Annotated in this window: 22 protein-coding genes, 4 pseudogenes and 1 riboswitch; of the genes and pseudogenes, 7 read left to right on the top strand and 19 right to left on the bottom strand. The window is 42.1% G+C overall.

Features of this window, described 5'->3' with window-relative positions; genetic code table 11:
* Positions 1-481: 481 nt before the first annotated feature.
* A complete protein-coding gene (locus FNL97_RS05505; protein ID WP_143415179.1) occupies positions 482-1,711 on the top strand; it encodes a dicarboxylate/amino acid:cation symporter in 1,230 nt (409 codons plus the stop codon).
* Between the two features lie 168 nt (positions 1,712-1,879).
* Here the strand turns inward: FNL97_RS05505 and FNL97_RS05500 are convergent, their stop codons facing one another.
* A complete protein-coding gene (locus FNL97_RS05500) occupies positions 1,880-2,464 on the bottom strand; it encodes a DUF2332 family protein (RefSeq protein ID WP_143415178.1) in 585 nt (194 codons plus the stop codon).
* Between the two features lie 130 nt (positions 2,465-2,594).
* Here FNL97_RS05500 and FNL97_RS05495 point away from each other — a divergent pair, with 130 nt between their 5' ends.
* Positions 2,595-3,053: a hypothetical protein gene (locus FNL97_RS05495; protein ID WP_143415177.1), complete on the top strand. Its 459-nt coding sequence runs from the start codon at positions 2,595-2,597 to the stop codon at positions 3,051-3,053.
* On the opposite strand, the pseudogene FNL97_RS05490 reads toward FNL97_RS05495, so the two are convergent.
* The 5 genes and pseudogenes from FNL97_RS05490 to lipM form a co-directional block, all read right to left on the bottom strand.
* Positions 3,054-3,437 (bottom strand): annotated as a pseudogene (locus FNL97_RS05490) (LysM peptidoglycan-binding domain-containing protein); the annotation flags it as partial.
* Between the two features lie 128 nt (positions 3,438-3,565).
* Positions 3,566-5,353, bottom strand: a pseudogene (locus FNL97_RS05485) (vitamin B12-dependent ribonucleotide reductase); the annotation flags it as partial.
* Positions 5,354-5,427: 74 nt separating this feature from the next.
* Positions 5,428-6,321 (bottom strand): LAGLIDADG family homing endonuclease, encoded by an 894-nt coding sequence (locus tag FNL97_RS05480; protein WP_244319663.1) that lies wholly within the window; start codon positions 6,319-6,321, stop codon positions 5,428-5,430.
* 252 nt (positions 6,322-6,573) lie between these two features.
* Positions 6,574-7,359, bottom strand: a pseudogene (locus FNL97_RS05475) (ribonucleotide reductase N-terminal alpha domain-containing protein); the annotation flags it as partial.
* A 258-nt stretch (positions 7,360-7,617) separates the two neighbouring features.
* A complete protein-coding gene (lipM, locus tag FNL97_RS05470) occupies positions 7,618-8,454 on the bottom strand; it encodes an octanoyltransferase LipM (RefSeq protein ID WP_062678729.1) in 837 nt (278 codons plus the stop codon).
* A 164-nt stretch (positions 8,455-8,618) separates the two neighbouring features.
* Between lipM and FNL97_RS05465 the strand changes: the two genes are divergently transcribed.
* Complete coding sequence (locus tag FNL97_RS05465) at positions 8,619-8,993, top strand: rhodanese-like domain-containing protein (RefSeq protein ID WP_015864470.1); 375 nt, start codon at positions 8,619-8,621, stop codon at positions 8,991-8,993.
* A 167-nt stretch (positions 8,994-9,160) separates the two neighbouring features.
* Here the strand turns inward: FNL97_RS05465 and FNL97_RS05460 are convergent.
* From FNL97_RS05460 to gcvT, 4 genes and pseudogenes are all read right to left on the bottom strand, one after another.
* Positions 9,161-9,787 (bottom strand): annotated as a pseudogene (locus FNL97_RS05460) (ROK family protein); the annotation flags it as partial.
* A gap of 260 nt (positions 9,788-10,047) precedes the next feature.
* Positions 10,048-11,505, bottom strand: a complete 1,458-nt coding sequence (gene gcvPB, locus FNL97_RS05450) for an aminomethyl-transferring glycine dehydrogenase subunit GcvPB (RefSeq protein ID WP_143415176.1) — start codon at positions 11,503-11,505, stop codon at positions 10,048-10,050.
* The gene (gcvPA, locus tag FNL97_RS05445; protein ID WP_062678733.1) at positions 11,498-12,844 is read right to left on the bottom strand and encodes an aminomethyl-transferring glycine dehydrogenase subunit GcvPA; all 1,347 of its coding nucleotides are present in this window, start codon (positions 12,842-12,844) and stop codon (positions 11,498-11,500) included. The genes gcvPB and gcvPA overlap by 8 nt, the downstream gene beginning before the upstream one ends.
* Before the next feature lie 22 nt (positions 12,845-12,866).
* A complete protein-coding gene (gene gcvT, locus FNL97_RS05440) occupies positions 12,867-13,961 on the bottom strand; it encodes a glycine cleavage system aminomethyltransferase GcvT (protein ID WP_143415175.1) in 1,095 nt (364 codons plus the stop codon).
* A 156-nt stretch (positions 13,962-14,117) separates the two neighbouring features.
* A riboswitch (glycine riboswitch) is annotated at positions 14,118-14,206 on the bottom strand.
* A 236-nt stretch (positions 14,207-14,442) separates the two neighbouring features.
* Here gcvT and FNL97_RS05435 point away from each other — a divergent pair.
* Both FNL97_RS05435 and FNL97_RS05430 read left to right on the top strand, forming a co-directional pair.
* Positions 14,443-16,110: a DEAD/DEAH box helicase gene (locus FNL97_RS05435; RefSeq protein ID WP_143415174.1), complete on the top strand. Its 1,668-nt coding sequence runs from the start codon at positions 14,443-14,445 to the stop codon at positions 16,108-16,110.
* Positions 16,097-16,888, top strand: coding sequence for a YqhG family protein (locus tag FNL97_RS05430; protein ID WP_015864476.1), 792 nt, complete (start codon positions 16,097-16,099; stop codon positions 16,886-16,888). Before FNL97_RS05435 ends, FNL97_RS05430 begins: the two co-directional genes overlap by 14 nt.
* Positions 16,889-16,948: 60 nt before the next feature.
* Here FNL97_RS05430 and FNL97_RS05425 read toward each other — a convergent pair whose 3' ends face one another.
* From FNL97_RS05425 to comGA, 8 genes are all read right to left on the bottom strand, one after another.
* Entirely contained in the window at positions 16,949-17,128 is a 180-nt protein-coding gene (locus FNL97_RS05425) for a YqzE family protein (protein ID WP_015864477.1), read from the bottom strand.
* Positions 17,129-17,322: 194 nt separating this feature from the next.
* Positions 17,323-17,709, bottom strand: a complete 387-nt coding sequence (gene comGG / locus FNL97_RS05420; RefSeq protein ID WP_015864478.1) for a competence type IV pilus minor pilin ComGG — start codon at positions 17,707-17,709, stop codon at positions 17,323-17,325.
* 16 nt (positions 17,710-17,725) lie between these two features.
* Positions 17,726-18,148, bottom strand: coding sequence for a competence type IV pilus minor pilin ComGF (comGF, locus tag FNL97_RS05415; protein WP_143415173.1), 423 nt, complete (start codon positions 18,146-18,148; stop codon positions 17,726-17,728).
* On the bottom strand, positions 18,145-18,468 hold the full coding sequence (gene comGE / locus FNL97_RS05410; protein ID WP_062678736.1) for a competence type IV pilus minor pilin ComGE: 324 nt from the start codon (positions 18,466-18,468) through the stop codon (positions 18,145-18,147). Before comGE ends, comGF begins: the two co-directional genes overlap by 4 nt.
* Positions 18,452-18,895: a competence type IV pilus minor pilin ComGD gene (comGD, locus tag FNL97_RS05405; RefSeq protein ID WP_062678737.1), complete on the bottom strand. Its 444-nt coding sequence runs from the start codon at positions 18,893-18,895 to the stop codon at positions 18,452-18,454. The genes comGE and comGD overlap by 17 nt, the downstream gene beginning before the upstream one ends.
* Positions 18,879-19,175, bottom strand: coding sequence for a competence type IV pilus major pilin ComGC (gene comGC / locus FNL97_RS05400; protein WP_015864482.1), 297 nt, complete (start codon positions 19,173-19,175; stop codon positions 18,879-18,881). Before comGC ends, comGD begins: the two co-directional genes overlap by 17 nt.
* Before the next feature lie 14 nt (positions 19,176-19,189).
* Positions 19,190-20,215 carry a competence type IV pilus assembly protein ComGB gene (gene comGB / locus FNL97_RS05395; RefSeq protein WP_062678738.1) on the bottom strand — a complete coding sequence of 342 codons (1,026 nt, stop codon included), beginning with the start codon at positions 20,213-20,215 and terminating at the stop codon, positions 19,190-19,192.
* A gap of 92 nt (positions 20,216-20,307) precedes the next feature.
* Positions 20,308-21,354 carry a competence type IV pilus ATPase ComGA gene (comGA, locus tag FNL97_RS05390; protein WP_143415172.1) on the bottom strand — a complete coding sequence of 349 codons (1,047 nt, stop codon included), beginning with the start codon at positions 21,352-21,354 and terminating at the stop codon, positions 20,308-20,310.
* A gap of 200 nt (positions 21,355-21,554) precedes the next feature.
* Here comGA and FNL97_RS05385 point away from each other — a divergent pair, with 200 nt between their 5' ends.
* Positions 21,555-22,253 carry a helix-turn-helix transcriptional regulator gene (locus FNL97_RS05385; protein WP_062678740.1) on the top strand — a complete coding sequence of 233 codons (699 nt, stop codon included), beginning with the start codon at positions 21,555-21,557 and terminating at the stop codon, positions 22,251-22,253.
* Positions 22,254-22,437: 184 nt separating this feature from the next.
* A complete protein-coding gene (locus tag FNL97_RS05380; RefSeq protein ID WP_008879854.1) occupies positions 22,438-22,680 on the top strand; it encodes a DUF2626 family protein in 243 nt (80 codons plus the stop codon).
* A gap of 48 nt (positions 22,681-22,728) precedes the next feature.
* Here the strand turns inward: FNL97_RS05380 and FNL97_RS05375 are convergent, their stop codons facing one another.
* Positions 22,729-23,862 carry a class I SAM-dependent methyltransferase gene (locus tag FNL97_RS05375; protein ID WP_062678761.1) on the bottom strand — a complete coding sequence of 378 codons (1,134 nt, stop codon included), beginning with the start codon at positions 23,860-23,862 and terminating at the stop codon, positions 22,729-22,731.
* Positions 23,863-24,084 lie beyond the last annotated feature (222 nt).

Below are 24,084 nucleotides of genomic sequence, written 5' to 3'. Positions count from 1 at the left end.
GAAAAATGTCCATACTCAAATAAACCTTAGCTTCATCCAAAGTTTGGAAATCGGACCATCCGAGCGTTAATAGTTGAAAACCATTGACAAACTGACGAGTGGAATGATCGAATACTTTAGCTAGAAGCTCAACCGATTTACTACGGTTACGAGAATAAATCGAATCGTCTATGCGCAAAATACTCTTTTTTCATTATCATAATGGTGACACCTTTCTTTCTTTGTTTTTTGGTTTGGTCACCAATAGTTTACCAAAAGAAAGAGGTGTCTTTTTGTTTTTTAGACGAATTTTTTCAGTGTCAAGTGAATATGAGATACCCAAAGAAACCTATCAAATCAAGGATTATTCATAAATTTTTCACTGCGAAAGTTGAGTAAATGTTATTTTCCATTTTTAACTATACAAAATATTCTTATTAAATGATAAAATATTTTTGCCTTTTATACACTTTTTTCAATAAATCGTTAAAGGAGGGAAAATATGAAATTATCTACAAAAATCATTATTGCTTTGATTGTAGGATTAGTTGTAGGACTTGTTTTAAACTTAACCGCCCCTGATTTATTTCAACATTTGAATACTTATCTTTTTACTCCGTTAGGAAAAATATTTTTAAACCTTATTAATATGCTCGTTGTACCAATTGTGTTCTTTTCTATTGTTTTAGGAACGGCTGGTTTGGGAGATCCGAAAAAATTAGGGAGAATTGGCGTAAAAACGATTTCGTATTTTTTAATTACGACGTGTATCGCTATCATTATCGGAATTGCATTAGCATACGTTTTTGAGCCGGGGCATGCGGGAGATTTTGATACGGAAAACGCTAGCTTTGAAGCAAAAGAAGCTCCTCCTGTATCGGAAACGTTATTAAACATTATTCCCAAAAATCCTGTGCAAGCGTTTGTGGAAGGAAATATGCTGCAAATCATTACCTTCTCCATTTTTGTCGGCTTTGCGCTAACGATGCTTGGCGAAAAGACAAAAGGATTATTAAAAATCGTTGAACAAGGCAACGAAGTAATGATGTATCTAGTGAATGTCATTATGAAGTTCGCTCCATATGGAGCGTTTGGGTTGATCGCTTCCGCCGTTGGAAGCCAAGGAATCGACGCGGTTAAAGCGATGGGATTATATATGTTTGTCGTGCTGCTTGCTTTAGTCGTTCATATGCTCTTCACATATGGTTCGTCCATTTATATACTTGCAAAACGAAATCCGTTCACATTTTTCAAAGATTTTTCTCCAGCGATGAGCGTTGCGTTCAGTACTTCTAGCAGTAACGCGACATTGCCAGTGTCCATGAATGTCGCACAAACGAAGCTGAAAGTTCCTGAACATATTAGCAGTTTCGTTCAGCCGTTAGGAGCCACGATTAACATGGACGGAACCGCTATTATGCAAGGGGTGGCCACGATATTTATCGCGCAGGCTTATGGCTTAGATTTAACATTCACTCAGCTAGTGACGGTCGTACTTACTGCTGTGCTGGCCAGTATCGGAACAGCTGGTGTACCAGGGGTAGGGCTTATTATGCTTGCTATGGTGCTCAAATCCGTCAACCTTCCAGTAGAAGGAATCGCTCTCATCATCGGAATCGACCGTCTGCTCGATATGGCAAGAACAGCGGTAAATATCACTGGCGACGCGGCTTGTGCCGTCATTGTGACGGAAACGGAAAAGAAACATGCGGCAAAAGAAATGACCGCGTAATAAAAATACTCAACCATCTCATGAGATGGTTGAGTATTTTTATTATACAAAAAGATGAAACCGCCTATTCTTCTTAGCAGTGCGACTACCTCCCTTCAAATGTTGCAGCCCGTTAGTTTTTCGTTCTGAAAAGTGGAAGAGAATGTGTTTTATTTCCGTTTGTTCTACTTAACGAAAAGATCCGACAGCAAGCTCCCAGCGAAACCAGCGGGCATGTCCATCGGTTTCTGCGACAATTTCGTTATGTTCGATGCCATCGATAAAGTAGTCGAGATGAAGCTTTGCATCCCACATATTGTTATATAGATGGAAAATATCCCTCATTTGGCCAATCTCCCGAATTTGTTTGATGAGAAGCTGTTTTGCTTTATCAGGAATTTGGTTCGCCACATGGGTGTGAAACACGCAAATAATAGTATCTTCTGGAATTGTAGCTACTATGTTAGGTAAGAGCGCTATTCCATCTCCTTCTATGAAGCGGACAGGCGTTTGCTGCAGGCAGCGGGCGGCTTTTTGAAATAATTCGCGCCGCTCTTTATGCTCCGGCCAAATAAGCGCTTGCATCCATAAATAGTGCACCGCTCCAAATAACAAGTTCGGAATCGGCTGGCCGCTTCGGGCAGCTGAAGCAAGGCGCAATATCTCTTCATCTTCGGCAACGTTTAATGACAGCTGTTCGTACAGTTCACTAGACCCACGGCATTCACGAATGGCAAAACGGCGAAACCGCTCAGAAATAATCTTTAGCGACATCTTTATCTTCTCCTCTCGTTTTCTATTCGTCAAAAACTTCTTTTCTCCCATTATCCATCATGACATTCCATTCCGGCAATGGTACAATGGAGTCAATAGAAAGGAGCATTCCCGTTAGGAGGGACATAAAATGGCGCAAGAATTAATCGAATTATTTCGTTCCGTTTTAAAAGAAGAGCTACAGCCGGTTCATGAGCGGCTTGGTCGTCTCGAAGAGGGACAACAGCGGCTCGAAGAAAATCAACTTCGCTTGGAAGAACGACAGCAGCGATTGGAAGAACGGCAACAGCGGTTGGAAGAGCGACAGCAACGGTTGGAAGAACGACAACAACGATTGGAAGAGCAACAGCAGCGGTTAGAAGAGCGGCAACAACGTTGGGAAGAAAAACTAGACAATTTCCTTATTGAAACAAGAAGTCATTTCAAAAAAATCGAAGAAGAATTGACCGAGCACCGCCGGATGTTTGAGCTGCTTTCCAATGACTGGAGAAATGCGAAAATCGACATCGACTATTTAAGCGCAAAAACCGGAAAACATGACGCGGAAATTCATCAAATAAAGAAACGGCTCGAATTACAGCAGCTATAAAATCCGATTGACTTGCAGGATGTCTTGCACGGTCATCCCATACCGCGCGGCGATTTGCGACAACGTTTCTCCCCGCCGCACCGTGTGGGTTCTTGGCGGAATAAGAAGAACCGTTCCTGGGTAAAGAACGGAAGGGTTGCTGATTCGGTTGGCCCGAACAATCGCATCCATTGAAACGCCGTATCGCCTAGCGATAGCCCATAATGTTTCTCCCGGACGAACGGTATGATAGCGATATGGAACCGGAATGACGAGCGCCTGCCCGACCGCGAGACGATTGGGATCTTTGAGACCATTAGCCGCAATGATTTGATCCAGCATCACCCCGTAGCGTTGAGCAATCGCCCATAAGTTTTCCCCTCTCTGCACAATATGGATCAGCATCGTCTTCCTCCCCCAGTCAATAATTACACCTCATGCTACTATATTTTCGTTTTTCTGCTCTTATGAATGAAAAAAGCTGGCTCAGTCAGTTGACTAAGCCAGCTTTCCGTTTTATTGATTTGCCTTGCTTACAGCCCGCATTTTAGCTGCGCGCCGCAGCTTGTGCATGTGTTGCAGCCGCCGATTTCTTCGACCGTACCTTCACGGCAAACCGGGCAAATGTTGCCGACTTCGGACCCGATCGTTACATCAGTTGCGCGCAAATCTTGAATCGTATCAACGAGAACAACGGCGCGTTTTGTTTCTTTGTCCTCTTCCTCTTCCGGGAGCAGTTCGAGCTGCTCTTCGGGCGTATTTTCTTCCGCTTTCAGTGTCAATACTTGCGCATCGCGGCTTCCGTCCACATAGACCGTACCGCCTTTTGCGCCACCGCGCCATAAGCGTTCATATACTTTTTGCACTTGCTCAACGGTATATCCTTTTGGCGCGTTTACCGTTTTTGAAAGGCTGGAGTCGACCCAGCGCTGAATGATGCATTGCACATCCGCATGTGCTTCCGGCGATAAATCCATCGCCGTGACAAACCAATGCGGCAAGTTGTTCGGATCCGCTTCCGGATGTTTGTCCAAATATTCTTGAACGATATCGGCCTTCACCTCAATAAACTTGCCTAGGCGGCCGCTGCGGTAGTAAGAGAAGGAAAAATATGGTTCAAGCCCTGTGGAGACCCCAACCATCGTTCCAGTGGATCCAGTCGGAGCGACCGTAAGCAAATGCGAATTGCGAATGCCGTATTTCAAAATATCTTGGCGAATATCTTCCGGCATTCGTTTCATATAGCCGGTATTAATAAACGCTTCCCGCAGTTTTTGCGTTTCTTCTTCCGTTTCCCCAACAAGGAATGGGAAGCTGCCTTTTTCTTTCGCTAGTTCAATTGACGCGCGATAAGCGGTCGTCGCAATCGTCTTAAACAATTCATCGACAAGTTTGTTTCCTTCCTCGGAACCGTACTCTTTTTCGCAGTAAATAAGCAAATCAGCTAGTCCCATAACGCCAAGACCGATGCGGCGCTCCCCGAGCGCTTGTTTTTTGTTTTCTTCTAGGAAATACGGCGTTGCGTCAATAACGTTATCTTGCATTCTCACGCCGATTTCGACGGTGCGTTTTAATTTTTCATAGTCGACGACTTTCTTTTCTTTATCGACCATATTCGCCAGGTTAATGGCTGCTAGGTTGCAGACGGAATATGGTGCGAGAGGTTGTTCCCCACACGGGTTTGTCGCAACCACTTTTTGACCGTACGCTCGGGCGTTCGTCATTTCGTTGGCGTTATCGATGAAGAAAATGCCTGGTTCCGCGGAATACGTCGCGCAAATATTAATCAGCTTCCAAAGCTCGCGGGCGCGAATTTTGCGGTACACGCGCACGCGGTATCCCATTTTCTCCCATTCGCGTACATCGCCGACTTCGTGCCATTTTTCGTTGTAAATTCGCATTTCTTCTTCTGAGTAAGTTTCTACATCCGGGAAGCGCAGTTCGTACTCTTCATCTTTTTCGACGGCTTCCATAAACTCTTTTGTCAGGCAGACGGAAATGTTTGCTCCTGTTAAAAAGTCCGGATTATGTACCGTGTATGTGCCGCCTGTACGTAATTTTTCTTCTGCTTCTTTAATAATTTCTTCACTGAAGCCGCCGTAGCCCGGAACGTTTTTGTAGTTGACGATTGCTTGGTACATTGCTCGTTCCCGTTCGGTAAGCGGCGTGAATTTCAGTTTATCTTGCGCCGCTTTTTTAATTCCTTCGTCTTCCATATTTTCAATTAAATAGCGCAAAATGCGCGGATTTTGCATTTTTGAGACGATGAACTCGATAATGTCCGGATGCCAGTCTGCCAGCATAATCATTTGCGCGCCACGCTATTTGTTACTCACTCCATATGATGGAGCGGGCTAGGTCATTTCTGCCTAGCTCTCCGTCTTTCGAACGGAGGTCAGACTATATCATCAAAGAAGAGATCAGAGAACTTTTCATATTTACGATTCAATTTTATATCTCCATGTTGATAAAGGTAATGGAATATTTTTCTGAGATCTTCGATGCTTGAAATATAAAGATCAAAACAACCTGCTTTTTCGGTCAATGTATTAACATTTTGTGCAATATCTTTGGATTTCAAGAATTTCAAGATTCCTTCTAACAATTGTCTTGATCCGGTAATACCAAATCGTGCTCTCAAATAAGTTTTATTTCTGTCTGGATAGTATCTTTGATATACTCTTATGTTACCATCAGCATCGAACACCCCACGTAAGAAGCTCCATTGCAATGCATCATTGTTAAATTCTATCCAAGGTTCACTTCCTGACTTTTGAGAAGTTATCCCTAATCGAATTAAGTCATTGCACATCTTTGTTGAGTTGATAACTAGTGAATATTTATTTTGCTCATTAGGAGCATTTTTCTTTCTAAATTTGATAGCCTCTTCCATGTTTAATTCTTTTGCTATATCATAAAGCAATTGTTTATCTTCTTCTGCTAAAGTTAAGATAAGACGCTTTGATTTTTTACGGTTAACTATTGTTCCATCACCTAGGATATAGCCAGCTAAATATGCTTGATTTGGAGTTTTTATATCAGCGAAATAATCTTCATTATAGTTATATTTTTTGTTTGCTAATTTACCTGCTTCTCCAGGTTTTCTGATTTCAAACATTTTCATTTCTTCATTCCATCTTTTTAAAGTTCCTCTATTTATACCTAACATTTCAGCTATTTTAACTTGGCTATATCCTTGTTCATGGAGATATTTTGCTTTCTTCATGATCTCTTCTTTGTCTCGTGCCTCGTAACGTCGTTGCCGAGCGTTACGATTTACTCCTTCCATGGCCCCCAATATACCAACCACCTTGATTAATATTATAATTTTAATTTAATTATATTGGGAGCTGTAGGAAGTTTCAATAGTCGTTGAACCTTCATCTCCGTTTCCAGAGATGCTTGGCTGCTGGTTGCCCATTGTTACATCCAACTTGTTTTCAAACCATCACGCTCGCCGTTGCCGGCCACGTTGTGGTCAAGTTGGCTTTAGGGGGTTCCAGCAATTCACGAGATTTTACTCCCGCCATGGCGCTTTTTAACGGGAGCCACCTTGTTCGACAAGGTGGGTTAATTTCGCAATATCGTCAAGCCAGGAGACCGATCCGGACGATTTTCCGTTCACCCCGCGCGCTAACGTGTTGCGCGGACGCAATGTCGAGCCATTCGTGCCGACGCCGCCGCCGCGGCTCATAATTTCCATTACTTGTTTGCGATGCTCGGAAATCCCTTCACGCGAATCTTTTATAAACGGCATGACATAGCAGTTGAAATACGTCACATCTTTCCCGGACCCTGCGCCGTACAATACGCGGCCTGCTGGAACAAAGTTCAAGCTGACAAGCTCTTGATAAAACTTTTCAAACCACTCTTTCCGTTTTTCCTCCGTTTTTTCCACCGCTGCCAAGCCTGTTGCATTTCGTTTCGCGATTTGTTCGTAAAAGATTTCGAGCGGTTTGTCGATCACATCAAGCGGGCGGACGACGGTTCCCGTCTCTGCTTCTTCTCCTTCGAGTACGTGTCGATATTCTTCCTCAACGAGCACTTTCGCTTTTTTTGCTTCCCAATCAATATCGACGATAAAGCCCAAACCGCGAGCCGGGAATTTCGGATCTTCTTTAATCGTCAATACGACAAAATCGCCGACTCCCAGCGTCAATTTTTCTGTATCTTTAAATGAGTAGCGATCCAACATCACTAAACGAGAAACGCCTTTATGCGTAATTTTCATATCCTCCGTAATTGGATGCACTTGCGGAAAAAGACGAATATCCTCATTCAACTTTTCGATATTAATTTTCATTTTTTCCGAAGACGCGACCGTCATTCTCCAATCTCTCCTCTTCTTTCTATTTTTTTATTACTTTTCTGCCTGCGTGTTCTGTCTTTTCTACCTTACCATATTAACCATAAAAAAACAATATATAGTATGTTTTTTAACAAAAAACATACTATATATTGTTTTTTGGTCAACTGTTTTTCATTTTGTCAAATAAAAAAAACAATAGAAAACGGCGAAAAAAGGAGAGAAACGAAAAAATTACGCCTTTTTTGCCGATAAATGAATGATTTTCCATGTTGCCAATCAGCGTTTGAAATTCCATTCATCGCTTTCATATTTCGTTCGTGCTAGCTCATGAACATATTCTAGTTCTTCCGGCGATAACGTATATGGTTCCAGCACGATATCAAGCCCTTTTTCAAATCCTTTATAAAACGCTTCTTTCGCTTCTTCGATCGTAATCTTGCGGTTGGTCAATTCGTTAATCGCCACCGCCTTGTTTTTAAAATTGCGTTGCAGGCGCTCTTTTACCCGTTCGTTTGGATATTTAAACAAGCTGAAAAGCAAATCTTCATCCAAGTCAAGCAAAATCGAGCCGTGCTGCAAAATAACCCCTTTTTGCCGCGTCTGCGCACTGCCGGCAATTTTGCGGCCTTCGACGACAAGCTCATACCATGACGGCGCATCAAAACAGACGGCAGATCTTGGGCTTCTTAAATCCGCTTTCTCCTCTTCCGTTTTTGGCACGGCAAAATAGGCATTTAAGCCGAGAAAACGAAATCCTTCTAAAATTCCTTGCGAAATCACCCGATACGCCTCGGTCACCGTTTTTGGCATATCCGGATGTTCTTCGGAAACAATCACACTATACGTCAGCTCTTTATCATGAAGAACGCCTCGTCCTCCTGTCGGCCGTCTGACAAACCCGAGACCATGGCGTTTTACCGCTTCTAAATCAATTTCTTTTTCCACTTTTTGAAAATACCCGATCGATAACGTTGGCGGATTCCAACCATAAAAGCGAATCGTCGGCGGAATTTTGCCTTCGCTATGCCAGTCTAAAAGCGCCTCATCTAGCGCCATATTAAACGAAGGAGAACAGTATCCGGAGTCGATAAAGCGCCAAATTTCTTTTGCCATCTTTCAACCCTTCTTTTAATTTTAAAGTTTGCGTCTACTAGTTTAACAAACAATCCGAATCATGGAAAGAAAAACGCTGTTATACTCTTGGAAAATATTTTGCTTATCAAAAGCAACGCTTATATAATAGAAGTTGGCAAATGAACGGAAAGGGGGCGCTACTTGTGGAAATATTGCTTATTATTCTCGGCGCAATCATCATCTATTCTGTTGTCACCTATCTCATGCAGCGAAAAATAGTAAAAGCATTAACAGAAGAAGAATTCCGCGCCGGTTATCGCAAAGCGCAATTAATTGACGTCCGCGAACCGGATGAGTTTGCGGCTGGACATATTTTAGGAGCGCGCAATATTCCTTTGACCCAACTGCGCATGCGCATGAAAGAGTTGCGAAAGGATCAGCCAATTTATTTATATTGCCAAAACGGGCTGCGCAGCGGCCGCGCCGCGCAAATGCTGTACCGTAAAGGATACCGCGATTTGTACCATTTAAAAGGCGGTTTTAAAACATGGACGGGGAAAATCAAGAAAAAGGCTTAAGGCAGCTAGAAAGGATAGATGGAAGCCGCGAAACGCTTTCATCTATCCTTTTTTCTCATCGTCAATTATAAAGAAAACAGTAGGCTCCGCTTTACTTTTTGCCAAAGTGAAGGATTTATTATACAATAAGGTGCCCAAAAAACGTTTAGGGCACCCAGTTTAGACTGCTAGGAAATGACTTCTAACTCCGAAGGCATCACTACTTTTTCTAGTACAGAAGCCACGGCGCCGATCGCACAGCTTTTTTCCAATAACTGTGATGGAATAATGAACGGACCGTTCCCATTTTTCACTAATATCCTTTTTTCGACTTCTTCCCGTGCCGGCTCCAGCACCCATTTGCCAGCCTTGCCAATCGTACTGCCGACAATAACGGCTTCCGGGTTATACGCATAAATGATATGTAAAATGCCAATCCCCAGGTAATGGCCGACCTCCGCCAATATTTGCGCCATTTGCTTGTCGCCGCTTTCAGCTAATGCGCGTACTTTCTCTACGGAAAAGCCTTCTAACATGGAATGATAATGTTCCTGCTCGAGCCGACGCTGAATATACTTTTCTGACGCGTACATCTCCCAACATCCGTTATTGCCGCAGCTGCAACGAAAGCCGTGAACGTCAATGACATGATGGCCGATTTCGCCGGCAATGCCATCAATCCCGCGGTATAGCTGGTTGTGAATGATGACTCCGGCGCCGATCCCGATCCCGGCGCTGACATATACAAAATTCGCAAACTCTTTGCCGGCGCCAAACCATTTTTCACCGAGCGCCGCCAACTTTGCTTCGTTTTCTTTGCAGAGAAAGGAACTATGTGTTTGTGGTATGGGCATTACTTTTCATTAACTAAAAGATACACTTCATCAGTCCATCACTCTCGTTTTTTGTGCACGTTCTTCTTGAAACGATTTGACAGGATAGCGCATGATTTCCTGTATGTAACCGATGAGCATCTTTTCACTTCCTTCATTATTTTCTTATTTTTCTGTCTACAATTAATATACAAAAACAAGCGATCCATTCCCAGCGGAATGAATCGCTTGTTTTATTCGTTTTATTGTTTTTGGTAGCGCAAGATTGGCTTGCGCGCAGCTGTCGTTTCGTCGAGGCGTTTGACAACGGTCGTATGCGGTGCTTCTTGCACGATTTCTGGATTTTCTTCCGCTTCTTTAGCGATTTGAATCATCGCATCGATAAACGCGTCTAACGTTTCTTTCGATTCGGTTTCCGTTGGCTCGATCATCATACATTCCTCGACAATAAGCGGGAAATATACTGTCGGCGGATGGAAGCCGAAATCCAGCAAACGCTTAGCAATATCGAGCGTGCGGACACCGAGTTTCTTTTGCCGTTTGCCCGACAAGACAAATTCATGCTTGCAATGGCGGTCGTACGGCAACTCGTAATATTCCGCGAGACGGCGCATCATATAGTTGGCATTTAACACGGCATATTCCGTCACCGCTTTTAAACCGTCTGGACCCATGGAGCGAATATACGTGTAAGCGCGGACGTTAATGCCGAAATTGCCGTAGAAAGGTTTTACGCGTCCAATCGCTTGCGGTCGGTCATAGTCCAAATAATAGCCATTTTCCCCTTTTGAAACGACCGGCTTTGGTAAAAACGGGATAAGGTCCGCTTTCACCCCGACTGGACCGGAGCCTGGACCGCCTCCACCGTGCGGACCAGTAAATGTTTTATGCAAGTTGAGATGCACGACATCAAACCCCATATCTCCCGGTCTTGCCTTGCTTAATACAGCATTTAAATTAGCGCCGTCATAGTACAGCTTTCCGCCAGCTTCATGCACAATCTCGGCCATTTCTAAAATATTTTTCTCAAACAAGCCGAGCGTATTTGGATTTGTAAGCATCAATGCCGCTGTATCCGGGCCAACGACGCGTTTTAAATCTTCTAAGTCCACTAACCCGTCTTCTTTCGACTTGACAGTAACGGTTTCAAAACCGGCTACCGTTGCGGAAGCTGGATTCGTTCCGTGAGCGGAGTCAGGAATAATCACTTTCGTCCGGTGAAAGTCGCCGTTTGCCTCGTGATACGCACGAATCATCATCAGCCCTGTCCATTCGCCGTGCGCTCCCGCCGCCGGCTGTAGCGTAACGGCGTCCATCCCGGTGATTTCTTTTAAATGCTCCTGCAGGTCATACATTAATTCTAACGCACCTTGCACCGTTTCCTCAGGCTGAAGCGGATGAATATGAGCAAATCCAGCGAGACGTGCGACATTTTCATTGATTTTCGGATTGTATTTCATCGTACAAGAACCGAGCGGATAAAAGCCGGAATCGACGCCATGATTCCGTTTGGACAATGCGGTGTAATGGCGCATAATATCGAGTTCCGACACTTCTGGAAGCTCCGGCTCCTCCGTACGAATATAATCGGCCGGTACGACATCTTCGATATGGACAGCCGGAACATCTAACTCCGGCAAACTATAGCCAATGCGCCCAGGTTTGCTTAATTCAAAAATAAGCGGCTGATCTTTATGCATGGCAATCCCCCAATTCTTTCACGAACGTGTCGATTTCTTTTTTTGTTCGCAATTCGGTTACCGCAATTAACATATGATTTTGCAATTCCGGATAATCGCGGCCGACATCATAACCGCCGATGATTCCTTTTTCAAGAAGGCGTTTGTTCACTTCCGCCACCGGCTTGCGAAGCCGGATAACAAATTCATTGAAAAACGGCCCGGTAAACGGCACATCAAACCCGTGTTTGACGAATTCATTTTTCGCATACTGCGCTTTTTGTATATTCATCGCCGCCATTTCTTTCACACCTTTTTTGCCAAGCGCCGTCATCGCAACAGAAGCAGCGAGCGCGTTTAGCGCTTGGTTCGAGCAAATATTGGACGTCGCTTTATCGCGGCGAATGTGTTGCTCGCGCGCCTGCAATGTCAACACAAAGCCTCGTCGTCCTTCTTCATCGCTCGTCTGTCCGACAAGGCGTCCAGGAATTTTGCGTATTAGTGCTGATTTGACGGCAAAATAGCCGCAATGTGGTCCGCCAAATTGCATTGGAATGCCAAATGGCTGGGCATCGCCGACAACGATATCTGCGCCAAACTGTCCTGGCGGAGTAAGGATGCCAAGAGCAAGTGGATTGCTCGCAACAACGAACATGCTTTTTCCGCTATGGGCGATCGGTTCGATGTCTTTTAGCGGTTCAATTTGTCCGAAAAAGTTTGGATATTGAACAATAACACAAGCAACTTCCTCATCCATTTCCATTTTTAATGCCTCTAAGTCGGTTACGCCATTTTGAAACGGAATTTCTACGACACAAAGCCGCTGTCCTTTTGCGTATGTTTTCACCACATCGCGGTATTCCGGATGAACCGTTTTCGATAGCAATACTTTTTTCTTTTTCGTATGCGCAGCACTTAATAGCATTGCTTCCGCTAGTGCTGTGCCTCCATCGTACATGGAAGAGTTCGCTACATCCATTCCTGTCAATTCACAAATCATCGTTTGAAACTCGAAAATCGCTTGCAGTTCGCCTTGCGAGATTTCCGGCTGATATGGAGTATATGCTGTGTAAAATTCAGAACGTGAAATAACATGATCCACAATCACAGGAATATAATGATCATACACTCCTGCACCTAAAAAGGACGTATATTTTTTCGTATCCGCGTTTTTCTCTGCAAGCGCGGACAGTTCTTTGAACAGTTCCGGCTCCGATTTCGCCTTTTTAATGTTTAACTCGCCGCGAAAGCGTACGCTTTCCGGAATATCTGCAAACAAATCATCAATCGAATCAACGCCAATTACTTTCAACATTTCCCGCTTATCTTCTTCTGTCATCGGCAAATAACGATGAAGCACGTCCATTCTCCCCTTTTTTTCTTTACTTTGCCCGCTTATAAAACGGAGTTGCGATTACTTTCGCTTTCAAACGTTTACCGCGGATTTCGACTTCTACTTCCGTATCCATCTCGGTAAATTCTGTTTTTATAAGCGCTAGGCCGATATTTTTCTTCAATGTCGGTGATTGCGTTCCAGTCGTGACAAATCCGATTTCTTCTCCATTGGCAAACACTTTATAGCCATGGCGCGGAATGCCTTTGTCAATCATTTCGATCCCGACCAGTTTTCGCGCTGTTCCTTCTTCTTTTTGTTTTTTCAATACATCTTTTCCGATAAAATCGGCATCTTTGTTCGTTTTCACCGCAAATCCAAGACCGGCTTCAATCGGGGTAATGTCTTTCGATAGCTCTTGTCCGTAAAGCGGCAATGTCGCTTCAAAACGAAGCGTATCGCGCGCACCGAGTCCGCATGGAAGCACTCCTTCTTCTTTCCCTGCTTCTAAAATGGATTCCCAGAGCGCTACGGCATCTTCTCTTCGGCAATAAATTTCAAAACCATCTTCCCCAGTGTAACCGGTACGGGAAACAAGCACTTTTACGCCGTTAATATTTATATCATCTTGAAACGAGAAAAATTTGATTGCCGATAAATCGGTATTCGTTAATTTTTGTAACACTTGTTCTGCAAGCGGCCCTTGCAAAGCAAGTTGAGCAATTTCCTGAGAGATGTTTACAAGTTCCACATCACCAAATAAGTGGCCATGCAGCCACTCAAAATCTTTCTCAATATTGGCGGCATTGACAACAAGGAGATAATGGCCATCCGCTTTTTTATAAATTAATAAGTCATCCACCGTTCCACCATCTTCATAACACATAAGCGAATATTGCACACGGCCGTCTGTCAATTTCGATACATCGTTCGTCATCATTTTTTGCAAAAACGCAAGGCTGTCGTCCCCTTTAACGACAAATTCTCCCATATGTGATACATCGAATAAGCCAGCACGTGTACGCACTGCTTCATGTTCTTCTTTAATGCTGGAAAATTGAACAGGAAGCTCCCATCCACCAAAATCGATTGTTTTGGCACCATAACGCTCGTAAACAGCAAATAACGGCGTGCGTTTTAGCATTTCTTCCCCTCCTAATTTTTTACATAAACGCAAAAAGGACAGACTCCTCCCTACCATGATGAGTGGAGGCTCTGTCCTGGCACCTGAAAGTTTCCCTATTGTAAAATAGGTTTCCTCTTTGGTGGTTCACAAGGTCGTGAACACTCTCCAGAGCTGCGTCAAACAAGAGTCTTTTTGCCTGAGAGATTCGCGTTTCCGCTTGCTCCTTCGGCGCTACATTACGTAGTCTCTCCCCTTGTTCTCATCCGCGGCCATATATAATTTTCAAGAAAATGGGCACACTATTAGTAAAAAATCGCAAAATAAATTTTAACTTTCTAACTTTACTATTATACTACCATTAAAAAATGGAAAAGAGCAATAAAAAAATAAAAAAATAACCGAACTTTTTAATGTTATTAAACAACAAAAAACGAATAATATACGTATATTAATAAAAATTATAAATAAAATGTTCGTGAAAATAAAGGAGTTGGATGCAATGATGGACATCGAGATGGATGAAACGTGGAAGGAAGAATTTATCGAACGAATCGAAAAGGACGGGCCTTGGGCGAGCTGGGAAATGTATCAATTAGCGCTCGAGGCTGCTGCGCATTTAAGCGTACCTGAGTTTGACGGTCTGCAAGCGCCAAAACATTTGCCACACTTGACTCCGCTTCCTCATCAGCTTGAAGTTGCAAGGCAAGTCGTCGAAAACATGAATGGAAAAGCGATTCTTGCCGATGAAGTCGGTCTTGGAAAAACCATTGAAGCAGGCCTTATTTTAAAAGAATATATGATCCGCGGGTTGGTAAAAAAAGTGCTGATTCTTGTCCCTGCCTCTCTTGTATCGCAATGGGTAAAGGAGCTAAACGAAAAGTTTTTTATTCCTGCCGTGCAACAGAAAAAAAGCCATGTGTGGGAACAATGCGATGTCGTCGTATCCTCGATCGACACGGCAAAAAAAAGCCCGCATCGGGAAATTATTTACAAACAGCAATACGACATGGTCATCATTGATGAAGCGCACAAGCTGAAAAACAATAAAACAAAAAACTATGAGTTTGTTCAAAATTTAAAAAAGAAGTTTTGCTTGCTCCTAACAGCGACGCCGATTCAAAACCGGATTGAAGAAATTTTTAACCTCGTTTCCCTACTAAAGCCCGGTCATTTAGGAAACGCAGAATATTTTGCAAAAACGTACGGAAAAACGCGCTCTTTACAAACAAATGAACATTTAAGAGCACTTATTAATAAAGTCATGATTCGCAACCGCCGCGTTGACACTGGCATCGAATGGTCCAAACGCCACGTAAAAACCGTGCTTATTGAGTTTACGAAAGAGGAACGAGAATTGTATGAGGCGGTACAAGCGTTAAAATATGATGGATCACTGTTATTTGGCAATCAATTTTCACTTATCACCATGTTGCGGGAAGCGTGCAGCAGCCGCGAAGCGCTATTTCTCACCGTAAAAAACATGATGGACAAGTACGAAGGAGAGGTTCCAGATTCTTTCCACAAACTAATGGAAAAAATAAATGCCGTTACAACCAATTCGAAGGCAGAAAAAGCGTTGCAGCTTATTCAATCCATTAATGACAAAGTCATTATTTTTACCGAATACCGGGCGACCCAGCTGTATTTGCAATGGTTTTTAAAGCAGCACGGCATCTCTTCCGTCCCGTTCCGCGGCGGATTTAAACGTGGAAAAAAAGATTGGATGAAAGAGTTATTTAAAAATCATGCGCAAGTTTTTATCGCAACAGAAGCGGGCGGAGAAGGAATTAACTTACAATTTTGCCGCCATGTCATCAACTATGACCTGCCTTGGAACCCAATGCGGCTCGAGCAACGAATTGGACGCGTTCACCGGCTCGGCCAAACAAACGATGTGCACATTTACAATTTCGCTGTAAAAAATACAGTGGAAGAACATATTTTAACGCTGTTATATGAAAAAATTCGTCTATTTGAACGGGTAGTTGGCCAATTGGATGACATTTTGGCAAAAATGAACTTTGCGAATTTGGAACATTATTTGCAAGACGCACTCCTGAACTCTCGAAGCGAAGGAGAAATGAAAATTAAAATGGAGAATATTACCGCAATGATTGAGCTAGCAGACCAGCTTGCCAAAGGAGGGGAACAATATGCAGCAACATGAGATCCACCAATTTTTAGAACGATATTTTCGCGCCAATGAATGCGACATTCTCGAAGCAGATGACGAATATATAAAAGTGCAATTGTCGATTGAAATGGATAAAGAGTTAATGAATCGCCCGTTTTATTGGCATTATATTGAGCGAACCGGCGGCACGCCTGCGCCGATGCAACTAACGCTTATTACAAAACAAACGGAGAAAACAAACTCACTAGAAGGAGAACGGCTGCATTTTGGTTCACCTAGATTGCATCAAATTTTCCGCTCCGCGCAAAAACGCGGCGGCTTCATTCGCTTGTATGAGGAAGTAGATACTTACCAGCAATCACACATTCCACTTCATCCTTGGCTTGGATTAAACGTGAAAATTTCTTACCAGTGTGACAGAACGAAAGATCAAATTTTGTCACTCGGATTGCACTTAATCAGCGGAACAATTATCGAGCAATTTCATGACCGATTACAGAAACTGAAGCTTACCCCGAAAATACCTGATTATTGTTTTACGATTTCCCCGCTCATCAAACCAAAAAGCGGTATTGGACGTTTAGAACAATACATTCGTAGACACATCTTTCAAGATGATCACACATGGGCGGAAAAAGCGAAAGAAAGATGGGCAGAAGATTTGGCGCTTCTTGATCATTTTTATGAAGGGATGGAAGAAAAACCAGAATGTTATTATATTGAAAAAGAAGCGCTTGAAGAGCAGTATAAACCAAGAATTATCGTTTCCGTCATTAACGGAGGACTATTTTACTTGCATCCCCGTTCCTAATCGTTCTGTTTTCGCTAACTGCTATTGAAAAAGGAGCGTTTCCGTCATGGGAACGCTCCTTTACGAATGGCGCCGAAATAAGAGACGAAGAGAGATAGGAATCATTCCAAACCAACGGTATAATAGCGGCGGCTTCTCCTGTTTGCGCTGCATCCGCTTTTTCTTGCGCTCTTCTTTCGGCAAATCCATATAGGTTACAAGCTGTTGGGTGACAAACTTTACGTAATCGTTTGTCGACATACATGCCACCCCCTTTTCCATTAGCTTTTCCATTCTTTTTCTACTTTAATCACATTTGCAATCTTTTCGGCCATTTTGCTCCACCGTTCGATTGGTTGTACTGACGCTTATATCTTCTTCTCGATAATAAGGAAGAATAATTTTTCAATTCATCAAGATGAAGTAATGGATAATAATGAATTACAAACCGTTTATCACGAATTATTCTCCGTCCATTCGATAATATCAAGGGATGGAAATAAAACGATAAACGTAGCGCTATAGCGAATTCCTCCATCGGAACGGGCAAAAATCAAAGCTTTTACTTTCGTTTCATCAATTTTTTCCCACTTATAATTTGCTTTGCCAATCGGGTAAACAAAAACCCCCTCATTCCCTTGTAAATCGGGAAAAGATGCAATCTGTTTTTTGACATCAAAAACCGCCATTTGCATAATCGAATCGACTTCATACGATTGTTGCTCGTACGCGATTGATTCCATTTCCACCCGATACAATTCGAGCACATGAGAAAATGCTAACAGAAAGAAAAAAGAAACCACGACTGTAATTGGAAAAATCATACCGCTTTGATTTCGCATCACAAACGCCACCCTGCTAAAAAAGTCGAGAAATAAACGCTTCATATGTTTTTCCGTCCGTCGCTCTTACATGAAGAAAAATTCCGTGATTGGTCAATGTATATGTGACATTTTCGACAAATTGCAGCGCCGTTTCATTGCCTGTGCCGTTTACTTGTCTGCGAATCGATGAGCGGTATAGGTCAAAACTGACTTGATCCCCTGTAAATTTTTCTAAATATAGCGTCGTACCATTGCTTTTCCATTGTTTCGATTCATTTAACTCCCTTTTGAGCTGCTGTACAAAAATTTCCCACTCGATACGATGAAATCCATTAACGTTTTCATATTTGAATAAACGCGCATCTAAAAGAAGCGACAACAATGATGTAATCAGTAAAACGATCAACAAGACGATCAGCATTTCTAAAAAAGTAAACCCATTTTTCGAACCGATCATCGTTTTACATATCCACACCTTTCTGCGCTGCGGTTTGCGTAGTCAGTCCAACGTACGCATACTTTCCACATATCGTTTTCTTCGTAATCCGAATGAATCACAAATGTTGTTCGTCCATCTACTACCGTCATTTCTTTGTGGATATTTTCTTCGTATAATGCCGCATCCAATATTTGTTGCGCCTTTGCTTTTAGAGCAATATTTTGACGCTCCATCATTATTTGTGCAAACAAAGGCAACAATACTGTTGTAATAGCGAGCAATAACGCCAAAGCAAAAACCGCTTCCACTAAGGTAAAGCCATTACAGTTTTTGCACATAAAACCTCCCTTTTCCTAGCAAAAATACGATTTTATATGTTCTATCTTTTCTTTTTAACAATAGCGATCCCGCTTTATTGATATTTCCGTTTTCTAAAAAAATGAGCGGCATCGTCAATGTAGTCAGCTGAAATTTCCATTCGCTAGGGATCGATCGTTTTAAAATCGTTTTCTCTGATGTTATTTCCGTGATACGATACTCTGGGTGATTTTCCGAAAACGTAACCGCTACCGATGTTTTATGGGTCATTGCATATTGTTGTGCATACAACAAATCATTGCGGAGCTGTGTAATGATATACATTTCTGTTTTCTGTTTCGCAACGCTGTTTAAAGAAGGGAAAGACACCGCCATCAATACCGTGATGGCGGTTAAAACAAGAAGCATTTCAATAAAGGTGAAGCCATCATTACGCGCCACTTTCACTTACTTCCCCGTTGCTATTAATTTGAATTTTATGTCCATTTGGACAATGGTCTGACTTAATATACTTTCCATCAATAAGCTGCTGTATTGTCGGAATTTGTTTATGTTCCATTTCATACGCCTTCACTTGGGCTTGGACGGTGTTCACAAACGCTTCACATCCTTTGTTATTAATCATTCCATTGTGTTTCGTTATATTTGGAATGACAATAAGCAATAAAATAGAAATAACCATTAATACAATTAACATTTCGATTAACGTAAACCCTTTTTCATTCATTGGCATTTTCCCTCCTATAAATTGTTCATCATCGAAAACATCGGAAGCAAAATCGCTAAATACATGCAAATAACGAGAATGCCCACAAAGGAAAGCAAGATCGGTTGAACGAGTTTCATCGATGTTTCTATACGATCTTCCATTGTTTGAAAAACAATTTCGCTATAATGGCTTAATTCTTTTGCCAATTCTCCGTTTGATTGCCCGTGACGAACGACAAGCGCCAACTCTTGTTCGTAGTACTCACGTGACGCGACAATGGCATCTAACGATATTCCTTTGACAAGCTGTTGTTTCATTCTTTTTCCTTCCTCACGTAAAAAAGGGAGTTTCTCTTGCCGCTCAAATATTTGCAGCGATTCATAAATAGATAAACCACCTTGTAATAAATGGCCTAATTGCATTGCGAACATATGCGTAAAATATAGCTTCGCAAAGGAACGAATAAAAGGGATTTTCATTATTATGTTGATCTGTGTAGGTATTTCGAGTTTTTGAAACCAGCTAATGTATAAAAGAAAACAAGCAATAGCGAAAACACCTAAAACGCCAAACATATTGGGAATGATCGAAACAACTTGAATAAAAATAGAGGTAATGGAAGAAGAAGATAACGATGCGGAAAACTGAAAAAATTGAGGAAGGAGCACATGTTGCACGATCGCTAACATCAATACCATAAAGAAAAGCAAAAATAGCGGATAGCTGCTGGTTTTCCGAAACCTTTGTAAATATTCAGCCTTGTGCAACAGCATTTTCCCTGCTTCCGCGATTCCATGTGACAAATCGCCATGTTGTTCGGCAAAAAACAAATAGCCGATTGCTTCCCGATGAAAATGAAGCGGGGCAATCGATTGATAAAAAGGCAGTCCAGAACGAAGATGGGAAAGACAATGCTGTAAGTCGCGGCGGCGGGAAAGAGGCTGCTGAATTTCTAGAAATTCAATGGCTTGAGATAATGAATACCCTTTTTCAAGCAAGTCTCCAAGCCGTACTAAAAATGCTCCTTGCTGACGCAGCGGCCATTTTCGTTTATTCATTTTCTCCCCCCTAGCCTTTTCCGATGGAATGTCAAGAGGCGATGGCATCCCTCGTTTCTCCACCAAATTCCTTATTTATCAAACTTTTGACACTACCTGTAAAGAAGGTGTGCTGGCAAAAATCCAAGAGCAACTCCTTTTCGAATAACGTGTTGCAACGTATAGTAGTGATGCGTCTTTTCCTTTGTTTGTACGGATTGAATGGCATTCGACAAAGCATTCCCATACAGCAGTTCATGGACAGCAGCGCGGCGAATGGAGCGATGTTTACGGCAAAATATGGAGCAATGTTCACCGCAAAACGGGCATACTAAATCCACGAGCCGCTGTGCGACAACGGCGAGCAATGTTTGCTCAATATCTCCAAGCGGAATCCCGAATTCACGCAAACGGTAAATCGCACCAACAGCGTTTTTTGTATGCATGGTCGTAGCAATCAAATGTCCCGTCATTGCTGAGCGTACCGCAATTTTCGCGGTCTCGGCGTCGCGAATTTCGCCGATCATAATCACATCCGGATCATGGCGCAAAACAGCTTTTAAACCGGTTGTATACGTAATTCCCGCTTTCTCATTAATTTGCACTTGCAATATGTTGTCGATTCGCTTTTCAACAGGGTCTTCCAATGTGATGACATTGCGATGCCACTCATATTGACAAATGCGCAATAACGTATATAATGTTGACGTTTTGCCTGATCCAGTTGGTCCTGTAAAAATAATTAATCCTTGGGGCTGCCGAAAAAGGGAAAGTAACGTTTTCGTGGCATTTGCAAATAGAGAAAGTTGTGATCGAGGAATAAAAAAATTCTGCGGAAGAAGCCGGATAACGAGGCTTTCATCATACGATGTCGGTAATGTGGAGAGGCGTAAGTGAATGATTTCTTCCTGATGCCTTGCTTCCATCGCTCCGCTTTGCGGACGGCGGCGTTCGCCAATGTCCATCCCTGCTAAAAATTTAAAATGCGTAATAAGCCGCTCGCACATTTCTTTTGTCAGCGCTTCCTTTTCCATCAGCAATCCATCTAACCGGAAACGCACAATCGCATCGTCTTTGCGCGGAACGATATGAATGTCAGATACATGAAGCAAACTCGCTTCTTTTATGAGACGATCGGCAACATATTCAATTTCATTCATTTGCTCATCCTATTCCCCCTTTCTCCGTTTATGTATTCGACTTGCTTTTTTATTTTCCTGCTTCAAAAATAAAAAAATTTCATGAACATTTAATGAAATTTTCACGATATTTATGATGATAGTGCTAAATATCATTTCTTCTGAAAAAGCCGTTGTATTATAATGAACTTAGTAATTTATCCGTCTAGGAGTGATGGAATATGGAACAAACATTAAAAATTACAAACGTATTGGCAGATCCAACACGCTACCATATTTATGAATACATTACAAAAAAGCATAAGAAGGTATCTGTCCAAGAAATTGCAGAAGCGTTTAACATCCATCCAAATGTCGCCCGCCTTCATTTAACAAAGCTTGAGGATGTAAATATGATCGTTTCGGAAACACAAAAAACAGGAAAAGGAGGACGGCCGAGCCGGCTTTATCGTCTATCTGACAAAGTGATTCAACTTCATTTTCCATTTCGGGATTACCAACTTCTCTCAAAAATCGCCATTCAAACAATGGCAAAGCTTGGTGATGTTGGAAAGCAAGCGCTATATGAAACAGGAAAAAATTTCGGAAAAGAACTCGTTGCCCAGCGAATCCCTCATGACCAATCTGTGCAAGAATTAACGTTTGCGGAAAAAGCGGAAATCGTGAAAGAAGCAGCAGAAGCGGCGGGACTTTATCCAACGTTTGAATATAATGAAAAAGAAGGTAAAATATATTTACAAGTTTTCAATTGTCCATTTAAAGAAATCGCCTTTCAAGAACCAGAAATCATTTGCCAAATGCATTATGCATTTTTGCAAGGAATGTTTGAAGTTCTCTTTCCAAACGTTGAACTAGTCGAAATGGAAAACATGATAAAAGGCTGCGACTGTTGTTCATATCGGGCGAATTTAGTAAAGTAAGCGCTTATGCAGATTGATCATCGCTTTTCTGCCGAAATCGGCAGAAAAGCATTTTTATGGCCACAGCGGTCCAGCTTGTTTTCAGTGTATCGACTTATTATTGAAAGCATTATTTACATTCTCATAAATTGTACATTATAATAATTAAAGATAGGGACTTGGTCATAAAAAGGAGGGATACATAATGGATCGAATGTTCCGCGTCTTAGCATTTTGGACCGGCATTTTTGCAGTCATGTTTTATCTTGGACATATGCATACGACCTCATTAATTTTCTTTGGTCAAACAGTGTTTTTCCTATTTCTCGGTTTTTTGAAATTGACGGAAAGAATGTACATTTATATTTTCGGAGCATACTTAACAATTTTCTTCGCTGCATTTACGTATTGGACAACATTTATGATGGTCCCTGGCATGGGAGAATAAGAAAAATGAGCGGGAGGATAATTTCTCCTGCTCATTTTTTGTGACCAATCAGGCAAATGATAAAAACTCTGGCTGTACCCATATATCATCCCAATGAATACGAACTCCTTTTTGTTGGATCATTACATGGAAATCCGTACTCATCCCTCCATCCATGATCAATGAACGAATCGCCCGATTTTGCCGGCTTTTTTCGGAAAATGGATTCGAGTCATTATGTTCTTCTAAATATAGCAATATTCCTGCAGCGAGCAAAAAGCGGTCTTGCCTTAGCATAGAAACATATTGCCATCCTGCTTGTTTGCCATACATTCGTAACGCATCCCACTGAATATGAGCAGTCAAATCCATTTCTCCAGGATACATAAGCGGATTTGTTATTAGATGATGGCGATAATACCCTCGCAAGCTTCCTTGCCGTCTTGCCGGCAATTGCAGCTCTTCATCCGTATAACCATAATCAATAGTAAACATCACGCAATGACGAAAAAATGGGGCTGTCTCCAAAAGAAATGTTTTCAGCGCAAGCGGCACTTCTAAACGTTGCCCGTCCGCTAAAGAAAGCTGTCTTTCGTGCAAATATTGAATAATATGTTCATTTTCTAACGGATATTTTTCCTCTACCAACTTGTGGTCATCAACAGTAACAAACAACTCATACACTGTTCCGTTCTCCTTTGTGATGACATGAACGGGAAAAGCATCAAAAAACTCGTTGCTAAAAACGATTCCCGAAAACGAGGATACATGCTGTTGGAATTCTTTTATATCTTTATATTGCTTCACTTTTTCAGCAACATCGCCAAGTGTTTCCAATTGTTTTACCCGATGGGCAGGACTTGTTTCAATCATCGTATATGTTAGCTGCCTGTATGTATTTGGACTTTTTGCTTTCCACTCATTTAACACGGCACGAGCGAATCTGCCATCTCCACCCCCAAGTTCACAAATATGCGGCGGCACATTTTGCCTCTCTACTAGACGAAGAAAAAAAGAAGCAAACAGCTTGCCAAACACATCAGAAACATGGCTGTTTGTAAAAAAGTCCCCCTCTTTTCCTATTTTCGTTTTTTTGCGCATATAATAACCGCACCGTTCATCGTATAAAGCAAGTTGCATGTAATCTGCATACGATAATCGCCGCAGCTCCGAAGTTTTGATTGCTTCATAAATCGGGTTCACCACTCGCATATTTCCTTCTCCTATTTTTGTTTTCACTATTGACATAGTAAAAATACTGTTATATTGTTATAGATAGTAGCTTAACTATATCCCCTCCCATTATATGGATAGAACATCCCCCAAAAACCCTTCTTCTTAAAGAAGGGTTTTTTGTTTTTAAAAAGCAAAACGTGCCGCTTTTGCAGTAGTTAAAGAGAATTCGACACGTTTGCTTTTTCATTC

Origin of the sequence: Geobacillus sp. E263 (genome assembly GCF_007197795.1) — a bacterium.
Classification (GTDB): domain Bacteria; phylum Bacillota; class Bacilli; order Bacillales; family Anoxybacillaceae; genus Parageobacillus_B; species Parageobacillus_B toebii.
This window is presented reverse-complemented; position numbering and strand designations above follow the sequence as displayed.